This is a genomic window from Paraplanobispora takensis (genome assembly GCF_016863195.1).
GTDB lineage: Bacteria > Actinomycetota > Actinomycetes > Streptosporangiales > Streptosporangiaceae > Planobispora > Planobispora takensis.
Window position 1 is genome coordinate 1 of sequence record NZ_BOOK01000037.1, and the last position, 21,048, is coordinate 21,048.

28 protein-coding genes are annotated in these 21,048 nt (G+C 66.5%); all 28 read left to right on the top strand.

Annotation, left to right across the window (positions count from 1 at the left end):
• Positions 1-90 precede the first annotated feature (90 nt).
• The 28 genes from Pta02_RS25280 (at position 91) to Pta02_RS25415 (ending at position 21,027) form a co-directional block, all read left to right on the top strand.
• A complete protein-coding gene (locus Pta02_RS25280; RefSeq protein WP_203877423.1) occupies positions 91-3,975 on the top strand; it encodes a DNA-directed RNA polymerase subunit beta' in 3,885 nt (1,294 codons plus the stop codon).
• A 570-nt stretch (positions 3,976-4,545) separates the two neighbouring features.
• Positions 4,546-4,917, top strand: a complete 372-nt coding sequence (gene rpsL / locus Pta02_RS25285; protein WP_012887826.1) for a 30S ribosomal protein S12 — start codon at positions 4,546-4,548, stop codon at positions 4,915-4,917.
• 3 nt (positions 4,918-4,920) lie between these two features.
• Positions 4,921-5,391, top strand: coding sequence for a 30S ribosomal protein S7 (gene rpsG, locus Pta02_RS25290; RefSeq protein WP_203877424.1), 471 nt, complete (start codon positions 4,921-4,923; stop codon positions 5,389-5,391).
• Positions 5,392-5,478: 87 nt separating this feature from the next.
• Positions 5,479-7,527 (top strand): elongation factor G, encoded by a 2,049-nt coding sequence (gene fusA / locus Pta02_RS25295; RefSeq protein ID WP_239131230.1) that lies wholly within the window; start codon positions 5,479-5,481, stop codon positions 7,525-7,527.
• A gap of 93 nt (positions 7,528-7,620) precedes the next feature.
• A complete protein-coding gene (gene tuf / locus Pta02_RS25300) occupies positions 7,621-8,814 on the top strand; it encodes an elongation factor Tu (protein ID WP_203877426.1) in 1,194 nt (397 codons plus the stop codon).
• Positions 8,815-9,153: 339 nt separating this feature from the next.
• Positions 9,154-9,462, top strand: a complete 309-nt coding sequence (gene rpsJ, locus Pta02_RS25305) for a 30S ribosomal protein S10 (protein ID WP_012887830.1) — start codon at positions 9,154-9,156, stop codon at positions 9,460-9,462.
• A gap of 14 nt (positions 9,463-9,476) precedes the next feature.
• Positions 9,477-10,130, top strand: coding sequence for a 50S ribosomal protein L3 (gene rplC, locus Pta02_RS25310; protein ID WP_203877427.1), 654 nt, complete (start codon positions 9,477-9,479; stop codon positions 10,128-10,130).
• Positions 10,127-10,774 (top strand): 50S ribosomal protein L4, encoded by a 648-nt coding sequence (gene rplD, locus Pta02_RS25315; protein ID WP_203877428.1) that lies wholly within the window; start codon positions 10,127-10,129, stop codon positions 10,772-10,774. The genes rplC and rplD overlap by 4 nt, the downstream gene beginning before the upstream one ends.
• Positions 10,774-11,073, top strand: coding sequence for a 50S ribosomal protein L23 (rplW, locus tag Pta02_RS25320; RefSeq protein ID WP_203877429.1), 300 nt, complete (start codon positions 10,774-10,776; stop codon positions 11,071-11,073). The genes rplD and rplW overlap by 1 nt, the downstream gene beginning before the upstream one ends.
• 92 nt (positions 11,074-11,165) lie before the next feature.
• The gene (gene rplB / locus Pta02_RS25325) at positions 11,166-12,002 is read left to right on the top strand and encodes a 50S ribosomal protein L2 (RefSeq protein WP_203877430.1); all 837 of its coding nucleotides are present in this window, start codon (positions 11,166-11,168) and stop codon (positions 12,000-12,002) included.
• A gap of 11 nt (positions 12,003-12,013) precedes the next feature.
• Entirely contained in the window at positions 12,014-12,292 is a 279-nt protein-coding gene (gene rpsS, locus Pta02_RS25330; protein ID WP_030451498.1) for a 30S ribosomal protein S19, read from the top strand.
• A 38-nt stretch (positions 12,293-12,330) separates the two neighbouring features.
• Complete coding sequence (gene rplV, locus Pta02_RS25335) at positions 12,331-12,684, top strand: 50S ribosomal protein L22 (protein WP_184942285.1); 354 nt, start codon at positions 12,331-12,333, stop codon at positions 12,682-12,684.
• Positions 12,684-13,526 (top strand): 30S ribosomal protein S3, encoded by an 843-nt coding sequence (gene rpsC, locus Pta02_RS25340; RefSeq protein ID WP_203877431.1) that lies wholly within the window; start codon positions 12,684-12,686, stop codon positions 13,524-13,526. Before rplV ends, rpsC begins: the two co-directional genes overlap by 1 nt.
• Before the next feature lie 2 nt (positions 13,527-13,528).
• Positions 13,529-13,948, top strand: coding sequence for a 50S ribosomal protein L16 (gene rplP / locus Pta02_RS25345; protein ID WP_067130055.1), 420 nt, complete (start codon positions 13,529-13,531; stop codon positions 13,946-13,948).
• Entirely contained in the window at positions 13,948-14,184 is a 237-nt protein-coding gene (gene rpmC / locus Pta02_RS25350) for a 50S ribosomal protein L29 (RefSeq protein WP_012887839.1), read from the top strand. The genes rplP and rpmC overlap by 1 nt, the downstream gene beginning before the upstream one ends.
• Positions 14,177-14,458, top strand: coding sequence for a 30S ribosomal protein S17 (rpsQ, locus tag Pta02_RS25355; RefSeq protein WP_203877432.1), 282 nt, complete (start codon positions 14,177-14,179; stop codon positions 14,456-14,458). The genes rpmC and rpsQ overlap by 8 nt, the downstream gene beginning before the upstream one ends.
• A gap of 198 nt (positions 14,459-14,656) precedes the next feature.
• Complete coding sequence (gene rplN / locus Pta02_RS25360) at positions 14,657-15,025, top strand: 50S ribosomal protein L14 (RefSeq protein ID WP_068896541.1); 369 nt, start codon at positions 14,657-14,659, stop codon at positions 15,023-15,025.
• Positions 15,026-15,034: 9 nt separating this feature from the next.
• Entirely contained in the window at positions 15,035-15,331 is a 297-nt protein-coding gene (gene rplX, locus Pta02_RS25365; RefSeq protein WP_203877565.1) for a 50S ribosomal protein L24, read from the top strand.
• Complete coding sequence (rplE, locus tag Pta02_RS25370; protein ID WP_203877433.1) at positions 15,331-15,900, top strand: 50S ribosomal protein L5; 570 nt, start codon at positions 15,331-15,333, stop codon at positions 15,898-15,900. The genes rplX and rplE overlap by 1 nt, the downstream gene beginning before the upstream one ends.
• 2 nt (positions 15,901-15,902) lie before the next feature.
• Entirely contained in the window at positions 15,903-16,088 is a 186-nt protein-coding gene (locus Pta02_RS25375; protein ID WP_068896544.1) for a type Z 30S ribosomal protein S14, read from the top strand.
• 142 nt (positions 16,089-16,230) lie between these two features.
• Positions 16,231-16,629: a 30S ribosomal protein S8 gene (gene rpsH, locus Pta02_RS25380; protein ID WP_184942297.1), complete on the top strand. Its 399-nt coding sequence runs from the start codon at positions 16,231-16,233 to the stop codon at positions 16,627-16,629.
• A gap of 17 nt (positions 16,630-16,646) precedes the next feature.
• Positions 16,647-17,189, top strand: a complete 543-nt coding sequence (gene rplF, locus Pta02_RS25385; protein WP_203877434.1) for a 50S ribosomal protein L6 — start codon at positions 16,647-16,649, stop codon at positions 17,187-17,189.
• 2 nt (positions 17,190-17,191) lie between these two features.
• Positions 17,192-17,575 carry a 50S ribosomal protein L18 gene (rplR, locus tag Pta02_RS25390; RefSeq protein WP_203877435.1) on the top strand — a complete coding sequence of 128 codons (384 nt, stop codon included), beginning with the start codon at positions 17,192-17,194 and terminating at the stop codon, positions 17,573-17,575.
• 34 nt (positions 17,576-17,609) lie between these two features.
• Positions 17,610-18,242, top strand: a complete 633-nt coding sequence (rpsE, locus tag Pta02_RS25395; RefSeq protein ID WP_203877436.1) for a 30S ribosomal protein S5 — start codon at positions 17,610-17,612, stop codon at positions 18,240-18,242.
• A gap of 3 nt (positions 18,243-18,245) precedes the next feature.
• On the top strand, positions 18,246-18,428 hold the full coding sequence (rpmD, locus tag Pta02_RS25400) for a 50S ribosomal protein L30 (RefSeq protein ID WP_068896549.1): 183 nt from the start codon (positions 18,246-18,248) through the stop codon (positions 18,426-18,428).
• Between the two features lie 2 nt (positions 18,429-18,430).
• Complete coding sequence (rplO, locus tag Pta02_RS25405) at positions 18,431-18,886, top strand: 50S ribosomal protein L15 (protein WP_203877437.1); 456 nt, start codon at positions 18,431-18,433, stop codon at positions 18,884-18,886.
• 174 nt (positions 18,887-19,060) lie between these two features.
• Positions 19,061-20,377: a preprotein translocase subunit SecY gene (gene secY, locus Pta02_RS25410; protein ID WP_203877438.1), complete on the top strand. Its 1,317-nt coding sequence runs from the start codon at positions 19,061-19,063 to the stop codon at positions 20,375-20,377.
• Entirely contained in the window at positions 20,377-21,027 is a 651-nt protein-coding gene (locus Pta02_RS25415; RefSeq protein WP_203877439.1) for an adenylate kinase, read from the top strand. The genes secY and Pta02_RS25415 overlap by 1 nt, the downstream gene beginning before the upstream one ends.
• The last annotated feature ends 21 nt before the right edge of the window (positions 21,028-21,048 follow it).

The window sequence follows — 21,048 nt, forward strand, 5'->3', positions numbered from 1 at the left end:
TGCCGCCGAAGAGCTCGGCATCGACCTGTCCCGGCGCGAGCCGAGCAGCGTCGAAGAGGTCTGATCCAGAAGCTGAGGAGGGGAAAACACATGTTGGACGTCAACTTCTTCGACGAGCTTCGGATCGGCCTGGCGACGGCTGACGACATCCGCCAGTGGTCGCACGGTGAGGTCAAGAAGCCCGAGACCATCAACTACCGGACCCTCAAGCCCGAGAAGGACGGACTCTTCTGCGAGAAGATCTTCGGCCCGACCCGGGACTGGGAGTGCTACTGCGGCAAGTACAAGCGCGTGCGCTTCAAGGGCATCATCTGTGAGCGCTGCGGCGTCGAGGTGACCCGCGCCAAGGTGCGTCGTGAGCGGATGGGCCACATCGAGCTGGCCGCGCCGGTCACGCACATCTGGTACTTCAAGGGTGTCCCGTCGCGTCTGGGCTACCTGCTCGACCTGGCCCCGAAGGACCTGGAGAAGGTCATCTACTTCGCGGCCTACATGATCACGCACGTCGACAAGGACCTGCGTGAGCGCGACCTGCCGTCGCTGGAGGCGAAGATCTCCGTCGAGCGGCAGCACGTCGAGCAGCGCCGTGACGCCGACGTCGAGGCCCGCCAGAAGAAGCTGGAGGCCGACCTGGCGGAGCTGGAGGCCGCCGGCGCCAAGGGCGACCAGCGCCGCAAGGTCCGCGAGGGCGCCGAGCGCGAGATGCGCCAGCTCCGCGACCGGGCCCAGCGCGAGCTGGACCGGCTGGAGGAGGTCTGGAGCCGCTTCAAGAACCTCAAGGTCCAGGACCTCGAGGGCGACGAGCTGCTCTACCGCGAGATGCGCGACCGCTTCGGCCGCTACTTCCGCGGCGGCATGGGTGCCCAGGCCATCCAGGAGCGCCTGTCCAGCTTCGACCTCGACGCCGAGGCCGAGAACCTCCGCGAGACGATCCGCAGCGGCAAGGGCCAGAAGAAGGCCCGCGCCCTCAAGCGTCTCAAGGTCGTCTCCGCGTTCCTGAACACCCGCAACTCGCCCAACGGCATGGTCCTGGACTGCATCCCGGTCATCCCGCCGGACCTGCGCCCGATGGTGCAGCTCGACGGTGGCCGGTTCGCGACCTCGGACCTGAACGACCTGTACCGCCGGGTCATCAACCGCAACAACCGCCTCAAGCGTCTGCTCGACCTCGGCGCCCCCGAGATCATCGTGAACAACGAGAAGCGGATGCTCCAGGAGGCCGTCGACGCGCTGTTCGACAACGGCCGTCGCGGCCGCCCGGTCACCGGCCCCGGCAACCGCCCGCTGAAGTCCCTCAGCGACATGCTGAAGGGTAAGCAGGGTCGCTTCCGTCAGAACCTGCTGGGCAAGCGAGTCGACTACTCCGGCCGTTCGGTCATCGTCGTCGGCCCGCAGCTGAAGCTGCACCAGTGCGGCCTGCCCAAGCAGATGGCGCTGGAGCTGTTCAAGCCGTTCGTGATGAAGCGCCTGGTCGACCTGAACCACGCGCAGAACATCAAGTCGGCCAAGCGCATGGTGGAGCGTGCCCGCCCGGTGGTGTGGGACGTCCTCGAAGAGGTCATCACCGAGCACCCGGTGCTGCTCAACCGCGCGCCCACCCTGCACCGCCTGGGCATCCAGGCCTTCGAGCCGCAGCTGGTCGAGGGCAAGGCCATCCAGATCCACCCGCTCGTCTGCACCGCGTTCAACGCGGACTTCGACGGCGACCAGATGGCCGTGCACCTGCCGCTGTCGGCCGAGGCGCAGGCCGAGGCCCGCATCCTGATGCTGTCCACCAACAACATCCTGAAGCCGGCCGACGGCAAGCCGGTGACCATGCCCACCCAGGACATGATCATCGGTCTGTACTCCCTGACCACGATCAAGGACGACGGCGAGGGCGCCGGCGCGGGCCGGGTCTTCGGCTCGGTGTCCGAGGCGCTCATGGCCTTCGACCGGCGCGAGCTGGACATCCAGGCCAAGATCCAGATCAGGATGAAGGGCGACGTCCCGCCGCCGCGCGACTGGGTGGCGCCCGAGGGCTGGGAGTCGGGCGACTCCTACCGCCTGGAGACCACGCTGGGCCGGTGCCTGTTCAACCAGACGCTGCCAGCGAACTACCCCTACGTGAACTCGCAGGTCGGCAAGAAGCAGCTCTCGGTCATCGTGAACGAGCTGGCGGAGAAGTACCCCAAGGTCGAGGTCGCGACCGCGCTGGACGCGCTCAAGGACGCCGGCTTCTACTGGGCCACCCGCGCCGGTGTCACGATCTCGATCGAGGACGTCGTCGCGCCGCCGAACAAGGCCGAGATCATGGAGTCGTACGAGCGCCGGGCCGACAAGGTCCAGCGTGAGTACGAGCGCGGTCTCATCACGGACGAGGAGCGCCGTCAGGAGCTCATCGAGATCTGGACGCACGCGACCAGTGACGTGACCGAGGACATGCAGAAGGCGTTCCCGAAGACCAACCCGGTCTGGATGATGGTCCAGTCTGGCGCCCGAGGAAACCTGATGCAGGTCCGTCAGATCTCCGGCATCCGCGGTCTGGTGTCCAACACCAAGGGTGAGACGATCCCGCGCCCGATCAAGGCCTCGTTCCGCGAGGGCCTGTCGGTGCTGGAGTACTTCATCTCCACCCACGGACAGCGGAAGGGTCTGGCCGACACCGCGCTGCGGACCGCCGACTCGGGTTACCTGACCCGTCGTCTGGTGGACGTCGCGCAGGACGTCATCGTGCGCGAGATCGACTGCGGCACCGACCGCGCGGTCCCGCTGCACGTCGGCGAGCGCGACTCGGCGGGCAACCTCGTCAAGGCCGAGAACGCCGAGAGCAACGTGCACGGCCGCATCCTGGCCGAGGACGTCGTGGTCGACGGCAAGGTCATCGCGAGCGCGGGCGTCGACATCAACGACATCCACGTGACCGCGCTGGTCGAGGTCGGCGTGGAGACCGTCAGGACCCGCAGCGCCCTGGTCTGCGAGGCCAAGATCGGTGTCTGCGCGACCTGCTACGGCCGCTCCCTGGCGACCGGCAAGCTGGTGGACGTCGGTGAGGCCGTCGGCATCATCGCCGCCCAGTCGATCGGTGAGCCGGGCACCCAGCTGACCATGCGGACCTTCCACACCGGTGGTGTGGCGGGTGCGGACATCACCCACGGTCTGCCCCGTGTCCAGGAGCTGTTCGAGGCGCGCATCCCCAAGGGCGTCGCCCCGATCAGCGAGGCCGAGGGCCGGGTCCGCATCGACGAGACCGACAAGACCCGCAAGATCGTCATCGTTCCGGACGACGGCTCCGACGAGATCGCCTACCCGGTGTCGATGCGCTCGCGCCTGCTGGTCTCCGAGGGTCAGCACGTGAAGGTCGGCCAGCAGCTGATCGCCGGTGCGGTCAACCCCAACGAGGTGCTGCGCATCCTCGGCCCCCGGGCCGTGCAGCTGCACCTGGTGGCGGAGGTCCAGCAGGTCTACCGCTCGCAGGGTGTGTCGATCCACGACAAGCACATCGAGATCATCGTGCGCCAGATGCTCAAGCGCGTGAACGTGCTGGAGTCCGGTGACACCGACATGCTGCCCGGTGAGCTGGTCGAGCGGCCGCGCTTCGAGCGGATGAACCGCGAGTGCGTGGCCGAGCAGGGCACGCCGGCCTCCGGCCGCCCGGTGCTCATGGGCATCACCAAGGCCTCGCTGGCGACCGAGTCCTGGCTGTCGGCGGCGTCCTTCCAGGAGACGACCCGGGTGCTCACCGACGCGGCGATCCACGCCAAGTCGGACTCGCTGCTCGGTCTCAAGGAGAACGTCATCATCGGAAAGCTGATCCCGGCCGGTACCGGCATGCCGCAGTACCGCAACATCCGGGTCGAGCCCACCGAGGAGGCCAAGGCGGCGATGTACACCGTCGGCGGCTACGACGGCTCCGCGGCCGACTACACCTTCGGCTCGGGCTCCGGTGAGGCCGTGCCGCTGGAGGAGTACGACTTCGGTCAGTACAACCGCTAGCCGGCGTCCTTGAGGGAACGGCGGGTCCGCGCCACGGCGAGGACACTCCGTCCCCTTTCGGTCTGATCTGTACGGCGCTCGGATCCCTGGGGATCCGGGCGCCGTTTCCGTTGCGGGGCTTGACCGGGTCTTTGCGGCGCGGGCCGTACGTTATGACGTTATGGAGGAATGGCCAGAGGGCTCTGCCGGAGCGGGTAAGCTTGGCAAGGGCCCACGGCGGCCGGTCGCCAGACCGTCCGCGGGAGCCGTGACACGATGCGGACGTCCAACGACGCCCGGCGACGCAGTCGTTTTGACGTGTTGCGTCAGCTGGCGTAGTCTCTTCCTTCGTGCCCATGGCTTCATGGGCTCTCATGCGTGCGTGTCGGCAGGTTTCCCACCGGGGAGTCGACGAAGACGCCGCGTGGCCTCCACCACTGGAACGGCCTGGCTCGGGAAGTGGCGCATCATGAGCGCGACACGCCCGACCGCGTGGGTCGGAGTGGACGGAAAATCAGCAGGTCATGACACCGGCAGTACCTGCGAAAAGCACAACCTCTCGAAGTACCGGCAAGCACGAACGGAGACGCGGTGCCTACGATTCAGCAGCTGGTCCGCAAGGGCCGCCAGGACAAGGTCACAAAGACCAAGACCCCGGCGCTCAAGGCCAGCCCCCAGCGACGCGGCACCTGCATGCGCGTTTACACCACGACCCCCAAGAAGCCGAACTCCGCCCTCCGCAAGGTCGCGCGTGTCCGGCTCACCAACGGCATCGAGGTCACGGCCTACATCCCGGGTGTCGGCCACAACCTCCAGGAGCACAGCATCGTGCTCGTCCGCGGTGGTCGTGTGAAGGACCTGCCGGGTGTTCGCTACAAGATCATCCGTGGCTCGCTCGACACCCAGGGTGTCCGCAACCGCAAGCAGGCCCGTAGCCGTTACGGCGCGAAGAAGGAGAAGTAAGACATGCCTCGCAAGGGTTCTCCTGGCCGTCGCCAGCTCATGGCCGACCCGGTCCACAACTCGCCGCTGGTCACCGCGCTCATCAACAAGGTGCTCCTGGACGGCAAGCGCTCCATCGCGCAGTCGATCGTCTACGGCGCCCTGGAGGGCTGCCGTGACAAGACCGGCAACGACCCGGTCGTCACCCTGAAGCGCGCGCTGGACAACGTCAAGCCCACCCTTGAGGTCCGCAGCCGCCGCGTCGGTGGCGCGACCTACCAGGTCCCGGTCGAGGTGCGCGCCGCGCGCAGCACCACCCTGGCCCTGCGCTGGCTGGTGCAGTACTCCCGCGCCCGTCGCGAGAAGACCATGACCGAGCGCCTGATGAACGAGCTGCTCGACGCCAGCAATGGCCTCGGCGCCTCGGTCAAGAAGCGCGAGGACACCCACAAGATGGCCGAGTCCAACAAGGCCTTCGCCCACTACCGCTGGTAACAGCGGGTTCGACGAGACGACGAGGACGCGAGAGAAGTGGCCACCACGACCGCTCTTGACCTGGCCAAGGTCCGAAACATCGGGATCATGGCCCACATCGACGCGGGCAAGACCACGACGACCGAGCGCATCCTGTTCTACACCGGCATCACCTACAAGATCGGTGAGGTCCACGAGGGCGCAGCCACGATGGACTGGATGGAGCAGGAGCAGGAGCGTGGTATCACCATCACCTCCGCCGCTACCACCTGCGAGTGGCTCGGCCACACGATCAACATCATCGACACGCCGGGTCACGTGGACTTCACCATCGAGGTGGAGCGCTCGCTGCGCGTCCTCGACGGTGCCGTCGCCGTGTTCGACGGCGTGGCGGGTGTCGAGCCGCAGTCCGAGACGGTCTGGCGTCAGGCCGACCGTTACGGCGTGCCCCGCATCTGCTTCGTCAACAAGATGGACCGGGTCGGCGCGGAGTTCCACCGCTGCGTCGACATGATGGTCAGCCGTCTGAACGCCACCCCCGCCGTCATCCAGCTTCCCTGGGGCGTCGAGGCCGGCTTCAAGGGCGTCATCGACCTGGTCAAGATGAAGGGCCTGCTCTGGAGCGCCGAGGCGGCCAAGGGCGAGATGTACGAGACCGTGGACATCCCGGCGGACCACGCCGAGGCTGCCCGCGAGTGGCGTGACAAGCTCGTCGAGACCGTCGCCGAGAACGACGACGAGCTGATGGAGCTCTTCCTCGAGGGCGTCGAGCCCACCGAGGAGCAGCTGGTCGCGGCCATCCGCCGCGCGACGCTGTCCAGCGCCATCAACCCGGTCCTGACCGGCACCGCCTTCAAGAACAAGGGCGTGCAGCCCCTTCTCGACGCGATCGTCGCCTACCTCCCCGCGCCGACCGACATCCCGGCCTTCAAGGGCCACGCGGTCAACAACGAGGAGGAGGTCATCGAGCGTCACGCGGACGTGAAGGAGCCCTTCTCCGCGCTGGCCTTCAAGATCATGAGCGACCCGCACCTGGGCCGTCTCACCTACATCCGCATCTACTCGGGCACGCTCGAGACCGGCACCGGCGTGGTCAACTCGGTGAAGGGCAAGAAGGAGCGGATCGGCAAGATCTACCAGATGCACGCGAACAAGCGCGAAGAGCGCCCCACCGCGCACGCCGGTCAGATCGTCGCCGTGATGGGCCTGAAGGACACCACCACCGGTGACACCCTGTGCGACCCGACCCACCCGGTCGTGCTGGAGTCGATGACGTTCCCGGCTCCGGTCATCAACGTCGCGATCGAGCCCAAGACCAAGGGTGACCAGGAGAAGCTCAGCACCGCCATCCAGCGTCTGGCCGAGGAGGACCCGTCCTTCCAGGTCCGCCGCGACGAGGAGACCGGTCAGACGGTCATCTGGGGCATGGGCGAGCTCCACCTGGAGATCCTGGTCGACCGGATGCGCCGCGAGTTCAAGGTCGAGGCCAACGTCGGCCGGCCGCAGGTGGCCTACCGCGAGACCATCCGCCGCAAGGTGGAGAAGGTGGACTACGTCCACAAGAAGCAGACCGGTGGTTCCGGCCAGTTCGCCAAGGTCATCATCGACATTGAGCCGCTGGGCGAGGGCAACGACGGGTACGAGTTCGAGAACAAGGTCTCCGGTGGCCGCATCCCGCGGGAGTACATCCCGTCGGTCGACGCGGGCGCCCAGGAGGCCGCCGAGTTCGGTGTTCTCGCCGGGTACCCCATGGTCGGGGTGAAGGTCACCCTGCAGGACGGCGCCTACCACGAGGTGGACTCGTCCGAAATGGCCTTCAAGATCGCCGGCTCGATGGCCTTCAAGGAGGCCGCGCGCAAGGCGGACGCCGTCATCCTTGAGCCGGTGATGGCCGTCGAGGTCACCACCCCCGAGGACTACATGGGTGACGTCATCGGTGACCTCAACGGTCGCCGCGGACAGATCCGGGCGATGGACGAGCGCGCCGGCGCCCGTGTCATCCAGGCGCTCGTGCCGCTCTCTGAGATGTTCGGTTACGTGGGTGACCTGCGTAGCAAGACGCAGGGACGCGCGAGCTTCAGCATGCAGTTCGACTCCTACGCGGAAGTGCCCCAGCACATCGCCAAGGAGATCGTCGCGAAGGTCCGGGGCGAGTAAGTTCGTCACCCGCCGGCCCCCGCGGGGGGCCGGCTTCCCGGACCCGAGTGATAACGACGCAAGTCAAGTCAGAATCTCTAAGGAGACAGACCAGTGGCCAAGGCCAAGTTCGAGCGGACCAAGCCGCACGTAAACATCGGCACCATTGGGCACATCGACCACGGCAAGACCACTCTGACCGCGGCGATCACCAAGGTGCTCCACGAGCGTTTCCCTGAGCTCAACGAGGCGACCCCGTTCGACAAGATCGACAAGGCGCCCGAGGAGAAGGCTCGTGGTATCACGATCTCCATCGCGCACGTCGAGTACCAGACCGAGAAGCGCCACTACGCCCACGTGGACTGCCCCGGTCACGCCGACTACGTGAAGAACATGATCACCGGTGCGGCTCAGATGGACGGCGCGATCCTCGTGGTCGCCGCCACCGACGGCCCGATGCCGCAGACGAAGGAGCACGTCCTCCTGGCCCGCCAGGTCGGCGTCCCCTACATCGTCGTGGCCCTCAACAAGGCCGACATGGTGGACGACGAGGAGATCCTGGAGCTCGTCGAGCTCGAGGTCCGCGAGCTGCTCTCGGCTCAGGAGTTCCCCGGCGACGACCTGCCGGTCGTGCGCGTCTCCGCTCTGAAGGCCCTCGAGGGCGACCAGAAGTGGGGCGACAGCATCATCGAGCTGATGAACGCCGTCGACGAGAACGTGCCCGAGCCGACCCGTGACGTCGACAAGCCGTTCCTGATGCCGATCGAGGACGTCTTCTCGATCACCGGTCGCGGCACCGTCGTCACCGGCCGTATCGAGCGCGGCATCGTCAAGGTCAACGAGACCGTCGACATCATCGGCATCAAGCAGGAGAAGACCACCACCACGGTCACCGGCGTCGAGATGTTCCGCAAGCTGCTCGACGAGGGCCAGGCCGGCGACAACGTCGGTCTGCTCCTGCGCGGCATCAAGCGTGAGGACGTCGAGCGCGGCCAGTGCATCATCAAGCCGGGCACGACCACCCCGCACACCGAGTTCGAGGCCCAGGTCTACATCCTGGCCAAGGACGAGGGCGGCCGCCACACGCCGTTCTTCAACAACTACCGTCCGCAGTTCTACTTCCGTACGACTGACGTGACCGGTGTCGTGAACCTGCCCGAGGGCACCGAGATGGTCATGCCCGGTGACAACACCGAGATGGTCGTCCAGCTCATCCAGCCGATCGCGATGGAGGAAGGCCTCAAGTTCGCGATCCGTGAGGGTGGCCGGACCGTCGGCGCCGGTAACGTCACCAAGATTCTCAAGTAGTTCGATCGCGGAGTGGCGGTCGGCCCTCATCGAAGGGCCGGCCGCCGCACCACGAGGGGGCCCGTTCGGGTCCCGCGCACAACCCACGAACCGGGATCCCGCAGTTGGTTCGGCCGCGGAAGTGACCGAAGTAACTGCCGGATCACGGAAGAAAGCGCAGGCCGTAAGCGTCTGCTACGTGGGACCGGAAGGGAGACGCCCCGGCGGACCCCGACCGGATGACAGGTCGGGGAGGCCCGGCCGGCCGTACGGCGGCCCGGCAGGCGGACCCGACCACATACAGCGGCCACAGGCCGCACGTAACTTTTTCAGACGACAGCGAAGGACACCGAGGCCATTATGGCGGGACAGAAGATCCGCATCCGGCTCAAGGCCTATGACCACGAGGTCATCGACAGCTCGGCCAAGAAGATCGTCGAGACGGTGACGCGGACTGGCGCTAAGGTCGCGGGCCCGGTTCCGCTGCCGACCGAGAAGAACGTGTACTGCGTCATCCGCTCGCCGCACAAGTACAAGGACAGCCGCGAGCACTTCGAGATGCGCACGCACAAGCGGCTGATTGACATCATCGACCCGACGCCGAAGACGGTCGACTCGCTCATGCGACTCGACCTCCCCGCCGGCGTCGACATCTCGATCAAGCTCTGAGGGAACGCACAGACATGGCTAAGCAGATCAAGGGCGTCCTGGGCAAGAAGCTCGGCATGACCCAGGTCTTCGACGCGGACAACCGGATGGTCCCGGTGACCGTCGTCGAGGCTGGTCCGTGCGTCGTGACCCGCGTCCGCACCCCCGAAAAGGACGGCTACTCCGCCGTGCAGCTCGGCTTCGGGCAGATCGACCCCCGTAAGGTCAACAAGCCGCTCGGTGACTACCTGCGCAAGCACGAGATCACCCCGCGCCGTTACTTCACGGAGATCCGCACCGACGACGCGAGCGAGTACACCCTCGGCCAGGAGATCCTGGTCGACACCTTCGAGGCCGGTCAGTTCGTCGACGTGACGGGCAAGAGCAAGGGCAAGGGCTTCGCCGGTGTCATGAAGCGTCATGGCTTCGGCGGTCTGGGCGCCTCGCACGGTACCCAGCGCAAGCACCGCTCGCCGGGTTCCATCGGCGGCTGCGCCACTCCCGGTCGCGTCTTCAAGGGCCTGCGCATGGCCGGTCGGATGGGCAACGTCCGCACCACCGTCCAGAGCCTGAAGGTCCACGCCGTGGACGTCGAGAAGAACCTCATCCTCATCAAGGGTGCGGTTCCCGGCGCCAACGGCAGCCTGGTCCTCATCCGCACCGCTGCCAAGAAGGGGGCTGCCAAGTGAGCACCATTGACGTCCTCGACGCCAGCGGCGCCAAGGCCGGCTCGGTCGACCTGCCCGAAGACGTCTTCGGCGCGAAGGTCAACATCCCGCTGATCCACCAGGTGGTCGTGGCCCAGCTCGCCGCTCGCCGGCAGGGCACCCACAAGGCCAAGACCCGTGGCGAGGTCAGCGGTGGCGGCAAGAAGCCGTACCGCCAGAAGGGCACCGGCCGCGCCCGTCAGGGTTCGACCCGCGCCCCGCAGTTCACCGGCGGTGGCACCGTCCACGGCCCGCTCCCGCGTGACTACTCGCAGCGGACGCCCAAGAAGATGAAGGCCGCCGCGCTGCGCGGCGCCCTGTCCGACCGGGCGAACGGCGGCCGTGTCCACGTGATCAGCTCCCTGGTCACCGGTGACACCCCCAAGACCAAGGCGGCCCTCGAGGCGCTGCGCAAGGTCACGCAGGCTCGCAGCGTCCTGGTCGTCGTCGACGAGGGCGACGAGGTCACCTGGCTGAGCCTGCGCAACGCTCCGGAGGTCCACCTGCTGGACGCCGGTCAGCTGAACACCTATGACGTGCTCTGCTACGACGATGTCGTCTTCACGCAGGAGGCGTACGACCAGGTCGTCACGCGTCTGAGCAAGAGCGGGAAGGAAGACGCCTGATGCAGAAGATCGCCGACCCGCGCGACATCATCATCAAGCCGGTTGTCTCCGAGAAGAGCTACGGCCTGATCGACGAGCACAACAAGTACACGTTCCTGGTGCGGAAGACGGCCAACAAGACGCAGGTCAAGATCGCCATCGAGCAGATCTTCGGCGTCAAGGTGGCCAGCGTCAACACCATCAACCGCCAGGGCAAGCGCAAGCGGACCCGGTTCGGCTACGGCCAGCGCCCCAGCACCAAGCGCGCGATCGTGAGCCTGGCCGAGGGCGACCGGATCGACATCTTCGGTCAGGGCTGAACCCCGCTCGCCAGTAAGTGACGCGTCGAAGCCCCTCGCCGGGAGGCGAGGGGCATTCGGCCGGAATAACCGACGAAGGATGAACGAAAAAGATGGGCATCCGTAAGTACAAGCCGACGACCCCGGGTCGCCGCGGCTCGAGTGTCTCGGACTTCTCCGAGATCACCCGCAGCACGCCCGAGAAGTCGCTGCTTGCTCCCCTGCACAGCAAGGGCGGCCGCAACGTCCACGGCCGGGTCACCACCCGGCACCAGGGCGGCGGTCACAAGCGCGCCTACCGGATCATCGACTTCCGGCGCCACGACAAGGACGGGATCCCGGCCAAGGTCGCTCACATCGAGTACGACCCCAACCGCACCTCCCGCATCGCGCTGCTGCACTACGCCGACGGGGAGAAGCGCTACATCCTCTGCCCGACCGGCCTCAAGCAGGGCGACACGATCGAGAACGGCCCCACGGCCGACATCAAGCCGGGTAACTGCCTCCCGCTGCGCAACATCCCGACCGGTACCTTCATCCACGCGGTGGAGCTCCGTCCGGGCGGTGGCGCCAAGCTGGGCCGGTCCGCCGGCGCGCAGATCCAGCTGCTCGCCAAGGAGGGCCAGTACGCCACGCTGCGTATGCCGTCCGGCGAAATGCGCCAGGTCGACGTCCGCTGCCGGGCCTCCATCGGCCAGGTCGGCAACGCCGAGCAGGGCAACATCAACTGGGGTAAGGCCGGCCGTATGCGGTGGAAGGGCAAGCGCCCCACCGTCCGCGGTGTCGCGATGAACCCGGTCGACCACCCGCACGGTGGTGGTGAGGGTAAGACCTCCGGTGGTCGCCACCCGGTCAACCCCAAGGGCAAGCCCGAGGGTCGTACCCGTGCGGCGAACAAGGCCAGCGACCGCCTGATCATCCGTCGTCGGACCAAGCGGAAGAAGCGGTAGGAGTAGCCGAAATGCCACGTAGTCTTAAGAAGGGCCCCTTCGTGGACGACCACCTTCAGAAGAAGGTGGACGCCCAGAACGAGAAGGGCACCAAGAACGTCATCAAGACGTGGTCGCGGCGCTCCATGATCGTGCCCGACATGCTCGGCCACACGATCGCCGTTCACGACGGCCGCAAGCACGTCCCGGTGTTCGTCACCGAGTCGATGATCGGTCACAAGCTCGGCGAGTTCGCCCCCACGCGGACGTTCCGCAGCCACGTCAAGGAAGACCGCCGCAGCCGGCGGTAAGCGCCTTAAGCGAAGCAGAAGGTTAAGAGGAGTAAGCGATGGAAGCCAGGGCTCAGGTGCGATTCGCGCGCCACACGCCCATGAAGGCCCGCCGCGTGGTGGACCTCATTCGCGGGCTGCCCGCTTCGGAGGCGCAGGCCGTGCTGCAGTTCGCTCCCCAGTCGGCGAGCGAGACCGTGTACAAGGTGCTGTCCAGCGCCATTGCCAACGCGGAGCACAACTTCAACCTCGACCGCGACACGCTCTTCGTGAGCCGTGCGTGGGTCGACGAGGGCCCGACGCTGAAGCGGTTCCGTCCGCGCGCCCAGGGTCGTGCCTATCGGATCAACAAGCGGACGAGCCACATCACCGTGATCGTGGAGTCCCGCGAGCCGAAGGGGAGGACCCGCTAGTGGGTCAGAAGGTCAACCCGCACGGGTTCCGCCTCGGCATCACGACCGACTTCAAGAGCCGGTGGTATGCCGACAAGCTCTACAAGTCGTACGTCGCCGAGGACGTGGCGATCCGCCGCATGCTGAAGAAGGGCATGGAGCGGGCCGGTATTTCCAAGGTCGAGATCGAGCGGACCACCGACCGGGTTCAGGTCGACATCCACACCGCCCGTCCGGGCATCGTCATCGGCCGCCGCGGCGCCGAGGCCGACCGGATCCGCGGTGACCTCGAGAAGCTGACCAAGAAGCAGGTCCAGCTGAACATCCTCGAGGTCAAGAACCCTGAGATCGACGCGCAGCTCGTCGCCCAGGGCGTGGCCGAGCAGCTGTCCAGCCGTGTCTCGTTCCGCCGCGCCATGCGCAAGGCGATGCAGTCGGCGATGAAGAGCGGCGCCAAGGGCATCCGGGTGCAGTGCTCCGGTCGTCTGGGCGGCGCCGAGATGTCCCGCTCGGAGTTCTACCGCGAGGGCCGCGTGCCCCTGCACACGCTCCGCGCGGACATCGACTACGGCCTCTACGAGGCCCGCACCACCTTCGGCCGCATCGGCGTGAAGGTGTGGATCTACAAGGGTGAGGCTCCGACCAGCCGCGCCGAGCGCGAGGCGGCCGCCGCCGGCGCCCGCGCCGGTCAGCGTCAGCGTGACGAGCGTCGTGGCGCCGACCGTCCCCGCCGTGGTGGCGGCGCCGGTGGCGACCGTCCCCGTCGCGGTGGCCGTGGCGACCGCGCCCCCAGGACCGAGGCGACCTCGCAGGCCGCCCCCGAGACCGGCCCGGCTGCGCAGCCGGGTGCTGAAGGGAGCTGACCATGCTGATCCCGCGCAGGGTCAAGCACCGCAAGCAGCACCGGCCCGACCGCAGCGGCGCCGCCAAGGGCGGCACCCGCGTCGTGTTCGGCGAGTTCGGCATTCAGGCGCTTGAGCACTCCTATGTGACCAACCGCCAGATCGAGTCGGCTCGTATCGCCATGACCCGGCACATCCGCCGTGGCGGCAAGGTGTGGATCAACATCTACCCGGACCGTCCGCTGACGAAGAAGCCGGCCGAGACCCGCATGGGTTCCGGTAAGGGTTCGCCGGAGTGGTGGATCGCCAACGTCAAGCCCGGTCGCGTCATGTTCGAGCTGTCCGGTGTCGCCGAGCCCGTGGCCCGCGAGGCCATGCGCCGTGCGATGCACAAGCTCCCGATGAAGTGCCGGTTCGTTAAGCGTGAAGTGGGTGAGGCGTGATGGCTAAGGGCCTGACCGCCGGTGAGCTGCGGGTGGAGGACCAGGACACCCTGGTCCAGAAGCTGAAGGAAGCCAAGGAGGAGCTGTTCAACCTCCGCTTCCAGGCCGCGACCGGCCAGTTGGAGAGCCACGGGCGGCTGCGCGCCGTCCGCCGCGAGATCGCCCGTATCTACACCGTGATGCGCGAGCGGGAGCTCGGCATCGTGACGGTTGAGAAGGAGTCGATCGATGGCTGAGGCAACGGAGAGCACGACCGTGGCGCGGAACTACCGCAAGACCCGTGAGGGCCTGGTCGTCAGCGACAAGATGGACAAGACCGTCGTCGTCGCTGTCGAGGACCGCGTCAAGCACCCGCTGTACGGCAAGGTCATCCGCCGGACGACCAAGTACAAGGCGCACGACGAGGCCAACAGCTGCGGCGTCGGCGACCGGGTCCTGCTGATGGAGACCCGGCCCCTGTCGGCGAGCAAGCGCTGGCGGGTCGTCGAGATCCTCGAGAAGGCGAAGTAACGAACGCGCCTCGTGGGGGGTGGCCGAGAGTCCACCCCCCATGACGGTGTCCAAGGGTGTGAGGGTCCCCGCAGGGGGCCCTGGCACCGCCTGCGATGGCGGTCCGGGAAGCCGGGCTGTCACCGGAGGAAAAAGACCACAGTAGGTTCCGCAAGGCTCACCCGAGGGTGAGAACCGGCGAGACAAACAGGAGAACACGTGATCCAGCAGGAGTCGCGACTCAAGGTCGCCGACAACACGGGTGCGAAGGAAGTCCTTTGCATTCGCGTTCTCGGTGGCTCGGGTCGGCGCTACGCGGGTATCGGCGACATCATCGTCGCCACGGTGAAGGACGCCATTCCCGGCGGCACCGTCAAGAAGGGTGACGTCGTCAAGGCTGTCGTCGTGCGCACCGTCAAGGAGCGTCGCCGGCCCGACGGCTCCTACATCCGCTTCGACGAGAACGCGGCGGTCATCATCAAGGACAGCGGTGACCCCCGTGGTACGCGTATCTTCGGTCCCGTCGGCCGCGAGCTGCGTGACAAGAAGTTCATGCGCATCATCTCGCTCGCGCCGGAGGTGTTGTAAATGCCGAAGCTGCATGTGAAGAAGGGTGACCTGGTCCAGGTCATCGCCGGCAAGGACAAGGGTGCCAAGGGCCGTGTGATCGCCGCCTACCCGCGCGAGGACCGCGTGGTGGTCGAGGGCGTCAACATGATCAAGAAGCACTCCAAGGAGACCCACCAGGGTCCGCGCGGCGCCAAGACCGGCGGCGTGCAGACCATGGAGGCCCCCATCCACGTGAGCAACGTCAAGAAGCTCAAGGATGACGAGAAGCCCGCCGAGAAGAAGGCCGACAAGAAGGCCGACGACAAGACGGGTGAGGACAACTGATGACTGCGACTTCCGAAGAGCGTACGCTCCCGCGCCTCAAGCAGCGTTACCGCGAAGAGATCGCCGCGAAGCTGCAGGAGGAGTTCGGCTTCGAGAACGTCATGCTGATCCCCACGATCACCAAGATCAAGGTGAACATGGGTGTCGGCGAGGCGGCTCGCGACTCCAAGCTGATCGAGGGCGCCGTCCGTGACCTCACGGCCATCACCGGCCAGAAGCCGGCCGTCGTCCGGGCCCGCAAGTCCATCGCCCAGTTCAAGCTGCGCGAGGGCATGCCGATCGGCGCGCACGTCACGCTGCGCGGCGACCGCATGTGGGAGTTCCTGGACCGTCTGCTGTCCCTGGCGCTTCCCCGTATCCGCGACTTCCGCGGTCTGTCGCCGAAGCAGTTCGACGGCAACGGCAACTACACCTTCGGTCTGACCGAGCAGGTCATGTTCCACGAGATCGACCAGGACAAGGTCGACCGCCAGCGTGGCATGGACATCACGGTCGTGACCACCGCCAAGACCGACGACCAGGGCCGGGCGCTGCTCAAGCACCTCGGCTTCCCCTTCAAGGAGGCCTGATCATGGCGAAGACGTCGCTCAAGGTCAAGGCTGCTCGCAAGGCCAAGTTCGAGGTCCGGGCCTACACCCGGTGCTCGCGCTGTGGCCGTCCCCGCGCGGTTTTCCGGAAGTTCGGCCTGTGCCGCATCTGCTTCCGCGAGATGGCGCACCGGGGCGAGCTGCCCGGCATCACCAAGTCGAGCTGGTAGTCTCCGCGCGGATCCGGTGAACGTGCCGGATCCGCGTGAGGCCAGCCGTACAGAAGTCATATTCACACCGGGCGCTGTCTGAAGCGCCCATGACCACACCGTAGGTCCCTTGCGGAAACCGCGGTGAGGAAGGCCACCGGCCATGACGATGACCGACCCGATCGCAGACATGCTGACGCGTCTGCGAAACGCGAACTCGGCTTACCACGACACCGTGGCGATGCCGTACTCGAAGATCAAGGCGCACATCGCCGAGATCCTCCAGCAGGAGGGTTACATCCAGGCCTGGAGCGTCGAAGACGCCAAGGTCGGAAAGAACCTCGTGGTGGAGCTCAAGTTCGGGCCGAGCCGTGAGCGGTCGCTCGCGGGCCTCCGCCGGGTTTCCAAGCCCGGTCTGCGGGTCTATGCGAAGAAGGACAATCTGCCCCGAGTCCTGGGCGGGCTGGGCGTCGCGATCATCTCGACGTCCGCCGGTCTCATGACCGACAAGCAGGCCGGCAAGCGTGGAGTGGGCGGGGAAGTCCTCGCCTACGTCTGGTAAGAGGGGAGTAGAACAGCATGTCGCGAATCGGACGGCTGCCCATCCCCGTGCCGGGCGGTGTCGATGTCACCATCGACGGCCGGAATGTCACGGTCAAGGGCCCGAAGGGCACGCTTTCTCACACGGTCGCTGAGCCGATCGAGGTCGGCAAGGGCGAGGACGGTGTCGTCACCGTCACGCGCCCCAGCGACGAGAACAAGGTCCGTGCGCTGCACGGACTGTCCCGCACCCTGATCGCCAACATGGTGACGGGTGTGACCCAGGGCTACACCAAGACCCTGGAAATCGTAGGTGTCGGTTACCGCGTGCAGGCCAAGGGCCCGACTCAGCTCGAGTTCGCCCTGGGCTTCAGCCACCCGGTGATCGTCGACGCCCCCGAGGGTGTCACCTTCCGCGTCGAGAAGCCGACCCTGTTCCACGTGGACGGCATCGACAAGCAGAAGGTCGGCGAGATCGCCGCGAACATCCGCAAGCTGCGCAAGCCCGACCCGTACAAGGGCAAGGGTGTGCGCTACCAGGGCGAAGTTATCCGCCGCAAGGTCGGAAAGGCTGGTAAGTAGGCATGGCTGGCAAGACTGCGTTCGGCAAGCACACGGCCGCCCGCGCCGTCTCGCGGGCCCGTCGCCACACCCGCGTCCGCAAGAAGGTGGTCGGCACGACCGCGCGTCCGCGCATGGTCGTCAACCGCTCCACGCGGCATCTCTTCGTCCAGATCGTCGACGACACCCAGGGGCACACGCTGGTCAGCGCCTCCACCATGGAGAGCGCCCTGCGTACGGCCGACGGCGTCAAGACCGACAAGGCGAAGCAGGTCGGCGAGCTTCTCGCTCAGCGGGCCAAGGCTGCCGGGATCACCGCTGTCGTCTTCGACCGCGGTGGCAACCGCTACGCGGGCCGCATCGCGGCCCTGGCGGACAGCGCCCGCGAAGGTGGGCTGGAATTCTGATGGCCCGTCTTATGAATGAGAAGAGGAACCACTGATGGCTGGAGCTCCGCGTCGCGGTGGCGCCGCCGGTGGCGAGCGGCGTGACGGTCGGCGTGACGACCGTCGCGGCGGCAGCGCTGACAAGGGCGTCTCGTACATCGAGCGCGTCGTGAAGATCAACCGAGTGGCCAAGGTCGTGAAGGGTGGTCGTCGCTTCAGCTTCACCGCCCTGGTTATCGTCGGTGACGGTAACGGCATGGTCGGTGTCGGCTACGGCAAGGCCAAGGAAGTCCCCGCGGCCATCGCCAAGGGCGTCGAAGAGGCCAAGAAGCACTTCTTCAAGGTGCCTCGCATCCAGGGCACCATCCCGCACATCGTGCAGGGTGAGGAGGCCGCCGGCGTCGTCTTCCTGCGCCCGGCCTCGCCCGGTACCGGTGTCATCGCCGGTGGCCCGGTGCGCGCCGTCCTGGAGTGCGCCGGCATCCACGACGTGCTGTCCAAGTCGCTCGGCTCGGACAACCCGATCAACATCGTGCACGCCACGGTGGCCGCTCTGAAGGGCCTCAGCCGCCCCGAGGAGATCGCCGCCCGCCGCGGCCTGCCGATCGAGGACGTCGCCCCCAAGGCGATGCTCAAGGCTCGCGCCGAGGGTCTCGCGGAGGCCGCGGCGGCGAAGGCGGTGAGCTAGTCGATGGCGCGTCTGAAGATCACCCAGGTCCGCTCGAAGATCGGTGGCAAGCAGAACCAGCGTGACTCGCTGCGCTCGCTCGGTCTGAAGCGAATCGGTGACGTCGTCGTCAAGGAGGACCGCCCGGAGATCCGCGGCATGGTCTCCGTGGTGACGCACCTCGTCACCGTGGAAGAGGTCGACTAGACATGGCAGAGAACACTCCGCTCCGCATCCACCACCTGCGGCCGGCCCCCGGCGCCAACAAGTCGAAGGTCCGCAAGGGCCGCGGCGAGGCGTCCAAGGGCAAGACCTCCGGTCGTGGCACCAAGGGCACGACGTCCAGGACCACGGTCCCCCTCGGCTTCGAGGGTGGCCAGGTTCCGCTCCAGCGTCGCCTGCCCAAGTACAAGGGCTTCAGCAACGCCCTGTTCAAGACGACCTACCAGGTCGTCAACCTGGACAAGCTCGGCGAGCTGTTCCCCGAGGGTGGCGACGTCACCGTCGAGACGCTGGTCGCCAAGGGCGCGGTCCGCAAGAACCAGCTCGTAAAAGTCCTCGGAACCGGTGACATCTCCGTGGCGTTGAACGTGCAGGCGCACGCCTTCTCCGCCAGCGCCAAGGAGAAGATCGCCGCTGCCGGTGGTTCTGTCTCCGAGCTGTAGGCATGACACGAGGCGCGGGGGCTCGCAATGGGCCCCCGCGCCCGTGGTGCGTTAGAGTTCGCTGGACAGTGAGTGTCAATTCATTTTCCACGCGCTCGTCGACTTGAGATACAAGATGGACCACCCCCGCACCATCGCTGACCGACCTCGCCTTTCAGGCGCGCAGGAGGGACCGTGCTGACCGCGTTTACCCGAGCGTTCCGTACGCCGGACCTGCGTAAGAAGCTGCTCTTCACACTGGGCATCATCGCGCTTTTCCGTCTTGGTTCGGTTCTTCCGACCCCGGGTGTGCACACCGAGAACATCGCCCTGTGTCTCAAGGAGGCGCAGGCGGGCGATGCGGGCAACATCTACGGAATGGTCCAGCTCTTCAGCGGCGGCGCGCTGCTGAAGTTGTCGGTGTTCGCACTGGGCATCATGCCCTACATCACCGCGAGCATCATTCTCCAACTGCTGGTCGTGGTCATTCCCCGGCTCGAGGCCCTCAAGAAGGAGGGTCAGGCCGGCCAGACCAAGATCACGCAGTACACCCGTTACCTGACGATCGGCCTGGCGATCCTGCAGTCGACGGCGTTCATCGCCCTGGCTCGTACCGGGCAGCTGTTCCCGGGCTGCCAGCAGGACATTCTGCTGGACAAGGACAACGTCTTCTCCATCGTCACGATGGTGCTGACGATGACCGCCGGCACCGCCGTCATCATGTGGCTGGGCGAGCTCATCACCGACCGGGGCGTCGGCAACGGCATGTCCATCCTGATCTTCACCCAGGTCATCGCGGTCTTCCCGGCCGAGCTGCTGCGCATCGCCCAGCAGAAGGGCGCCTTCGTCTTCGCCGTCGTCATCGCCGTCGGCATCGCGATGATCGCCCTGGTCGTCATGGTCGAGCAGGCGCAGCGCCGGATCCCGGTGCAGTACGCCAAGCGCATGGTCGGCCGCCGGATGTACGGCGGGACCTCGACCTACATCCCGCTGAAGGTCAACCAGGCCGGCATCATCCCGGTCATCTTCGCGTCCTCGCTGCTCTACCTCCCGCAGCTGATCACGACCCTGTTCACGAACTCCCAGGAGGAGCCGAACGCGGTCGTGCAGTGGATCAGCACGAACCTGGTCACCGGCGACACCCCGGTCTACATGATCACGTTCTTCCTGCTGATCGTCTTCTTCACCTACTTCTACGTGTCGATCACCTTCAACCCCGTTGAAGTCGCCGACAACATGAAGAAGTACGGTGGTTTCATCCCGGGTATCCGCCCGGGACGCCCGACGGCTGAGTACCTGAACTACGTTCTTACGCGACTCACCGCTCCCGGCGCGCTCTATCTGGGCCTGATCTCGATGGTGCCGATCGTCGCGCTGGCCCTCGTCGGGGCGAGTCAGAACTTCCCGTTCGGAGGCACGAGCATTCTGATCATGGTGGGTGTCGGTCTTGACACCGTGAAGCAGATCGAGAGCCAGCTGCAGCAGCGCAACTACGAAGGCTTCCTGAAGTAGTGCGACTCGTACTGGTGGGGCCCCCCGGAGCGGGTAAGGGGACGCAGGCCCAGTTCATCGCATCGAACCTGTCCATCCCGAAGATCTCGACAGGTGACATCTTCCGTGCCAACGTCTCCGGCGGCACGGAGCTGGGCAAGCTTGCCAAGGAATACATGGACCGCGGCGATCTCGTCCCCGACGAGGTCACCATCGCGATGGTCCGCGACCGCCTCTCGGAGGACGACGCGCAGGACGGTTTCCTGCTCGACGGCTTCCCCAGGAACGTGCCCCAGGCCGAGATCCTGAAGAAGATGCTTGCCGAGTTCGGCGTCGCACTGGACATCGTCCTGGAGCTCGTGGTCGACGAGGACGAGGTGGTCCGCCGCCTCGCCGGCCGCCGGACCTGCAGCCAGTGCGGGCGTATCTGGCACGTCGACTTCGACGACAAGAAGGACGACATCTGCGACGCCTGCGGCGGCAGCCTCTACCAGCGCGACGACGACAAGGAGGAGACCGTCCGGCGTCGCCTGGAGGTCTACCAGGAGCAGACCGCTCCGCTGGTCTCCTTCTACGCCGACGAGGAGATCCTGGTCGGCGTGGACGCGGCGGGCCCGGTGGAAGAGGTCACCCAGCGCGCGATGGAGGCCCTGGCGCCCTACGTGGACTAGCGATTCGTCGCCGGCACGCCA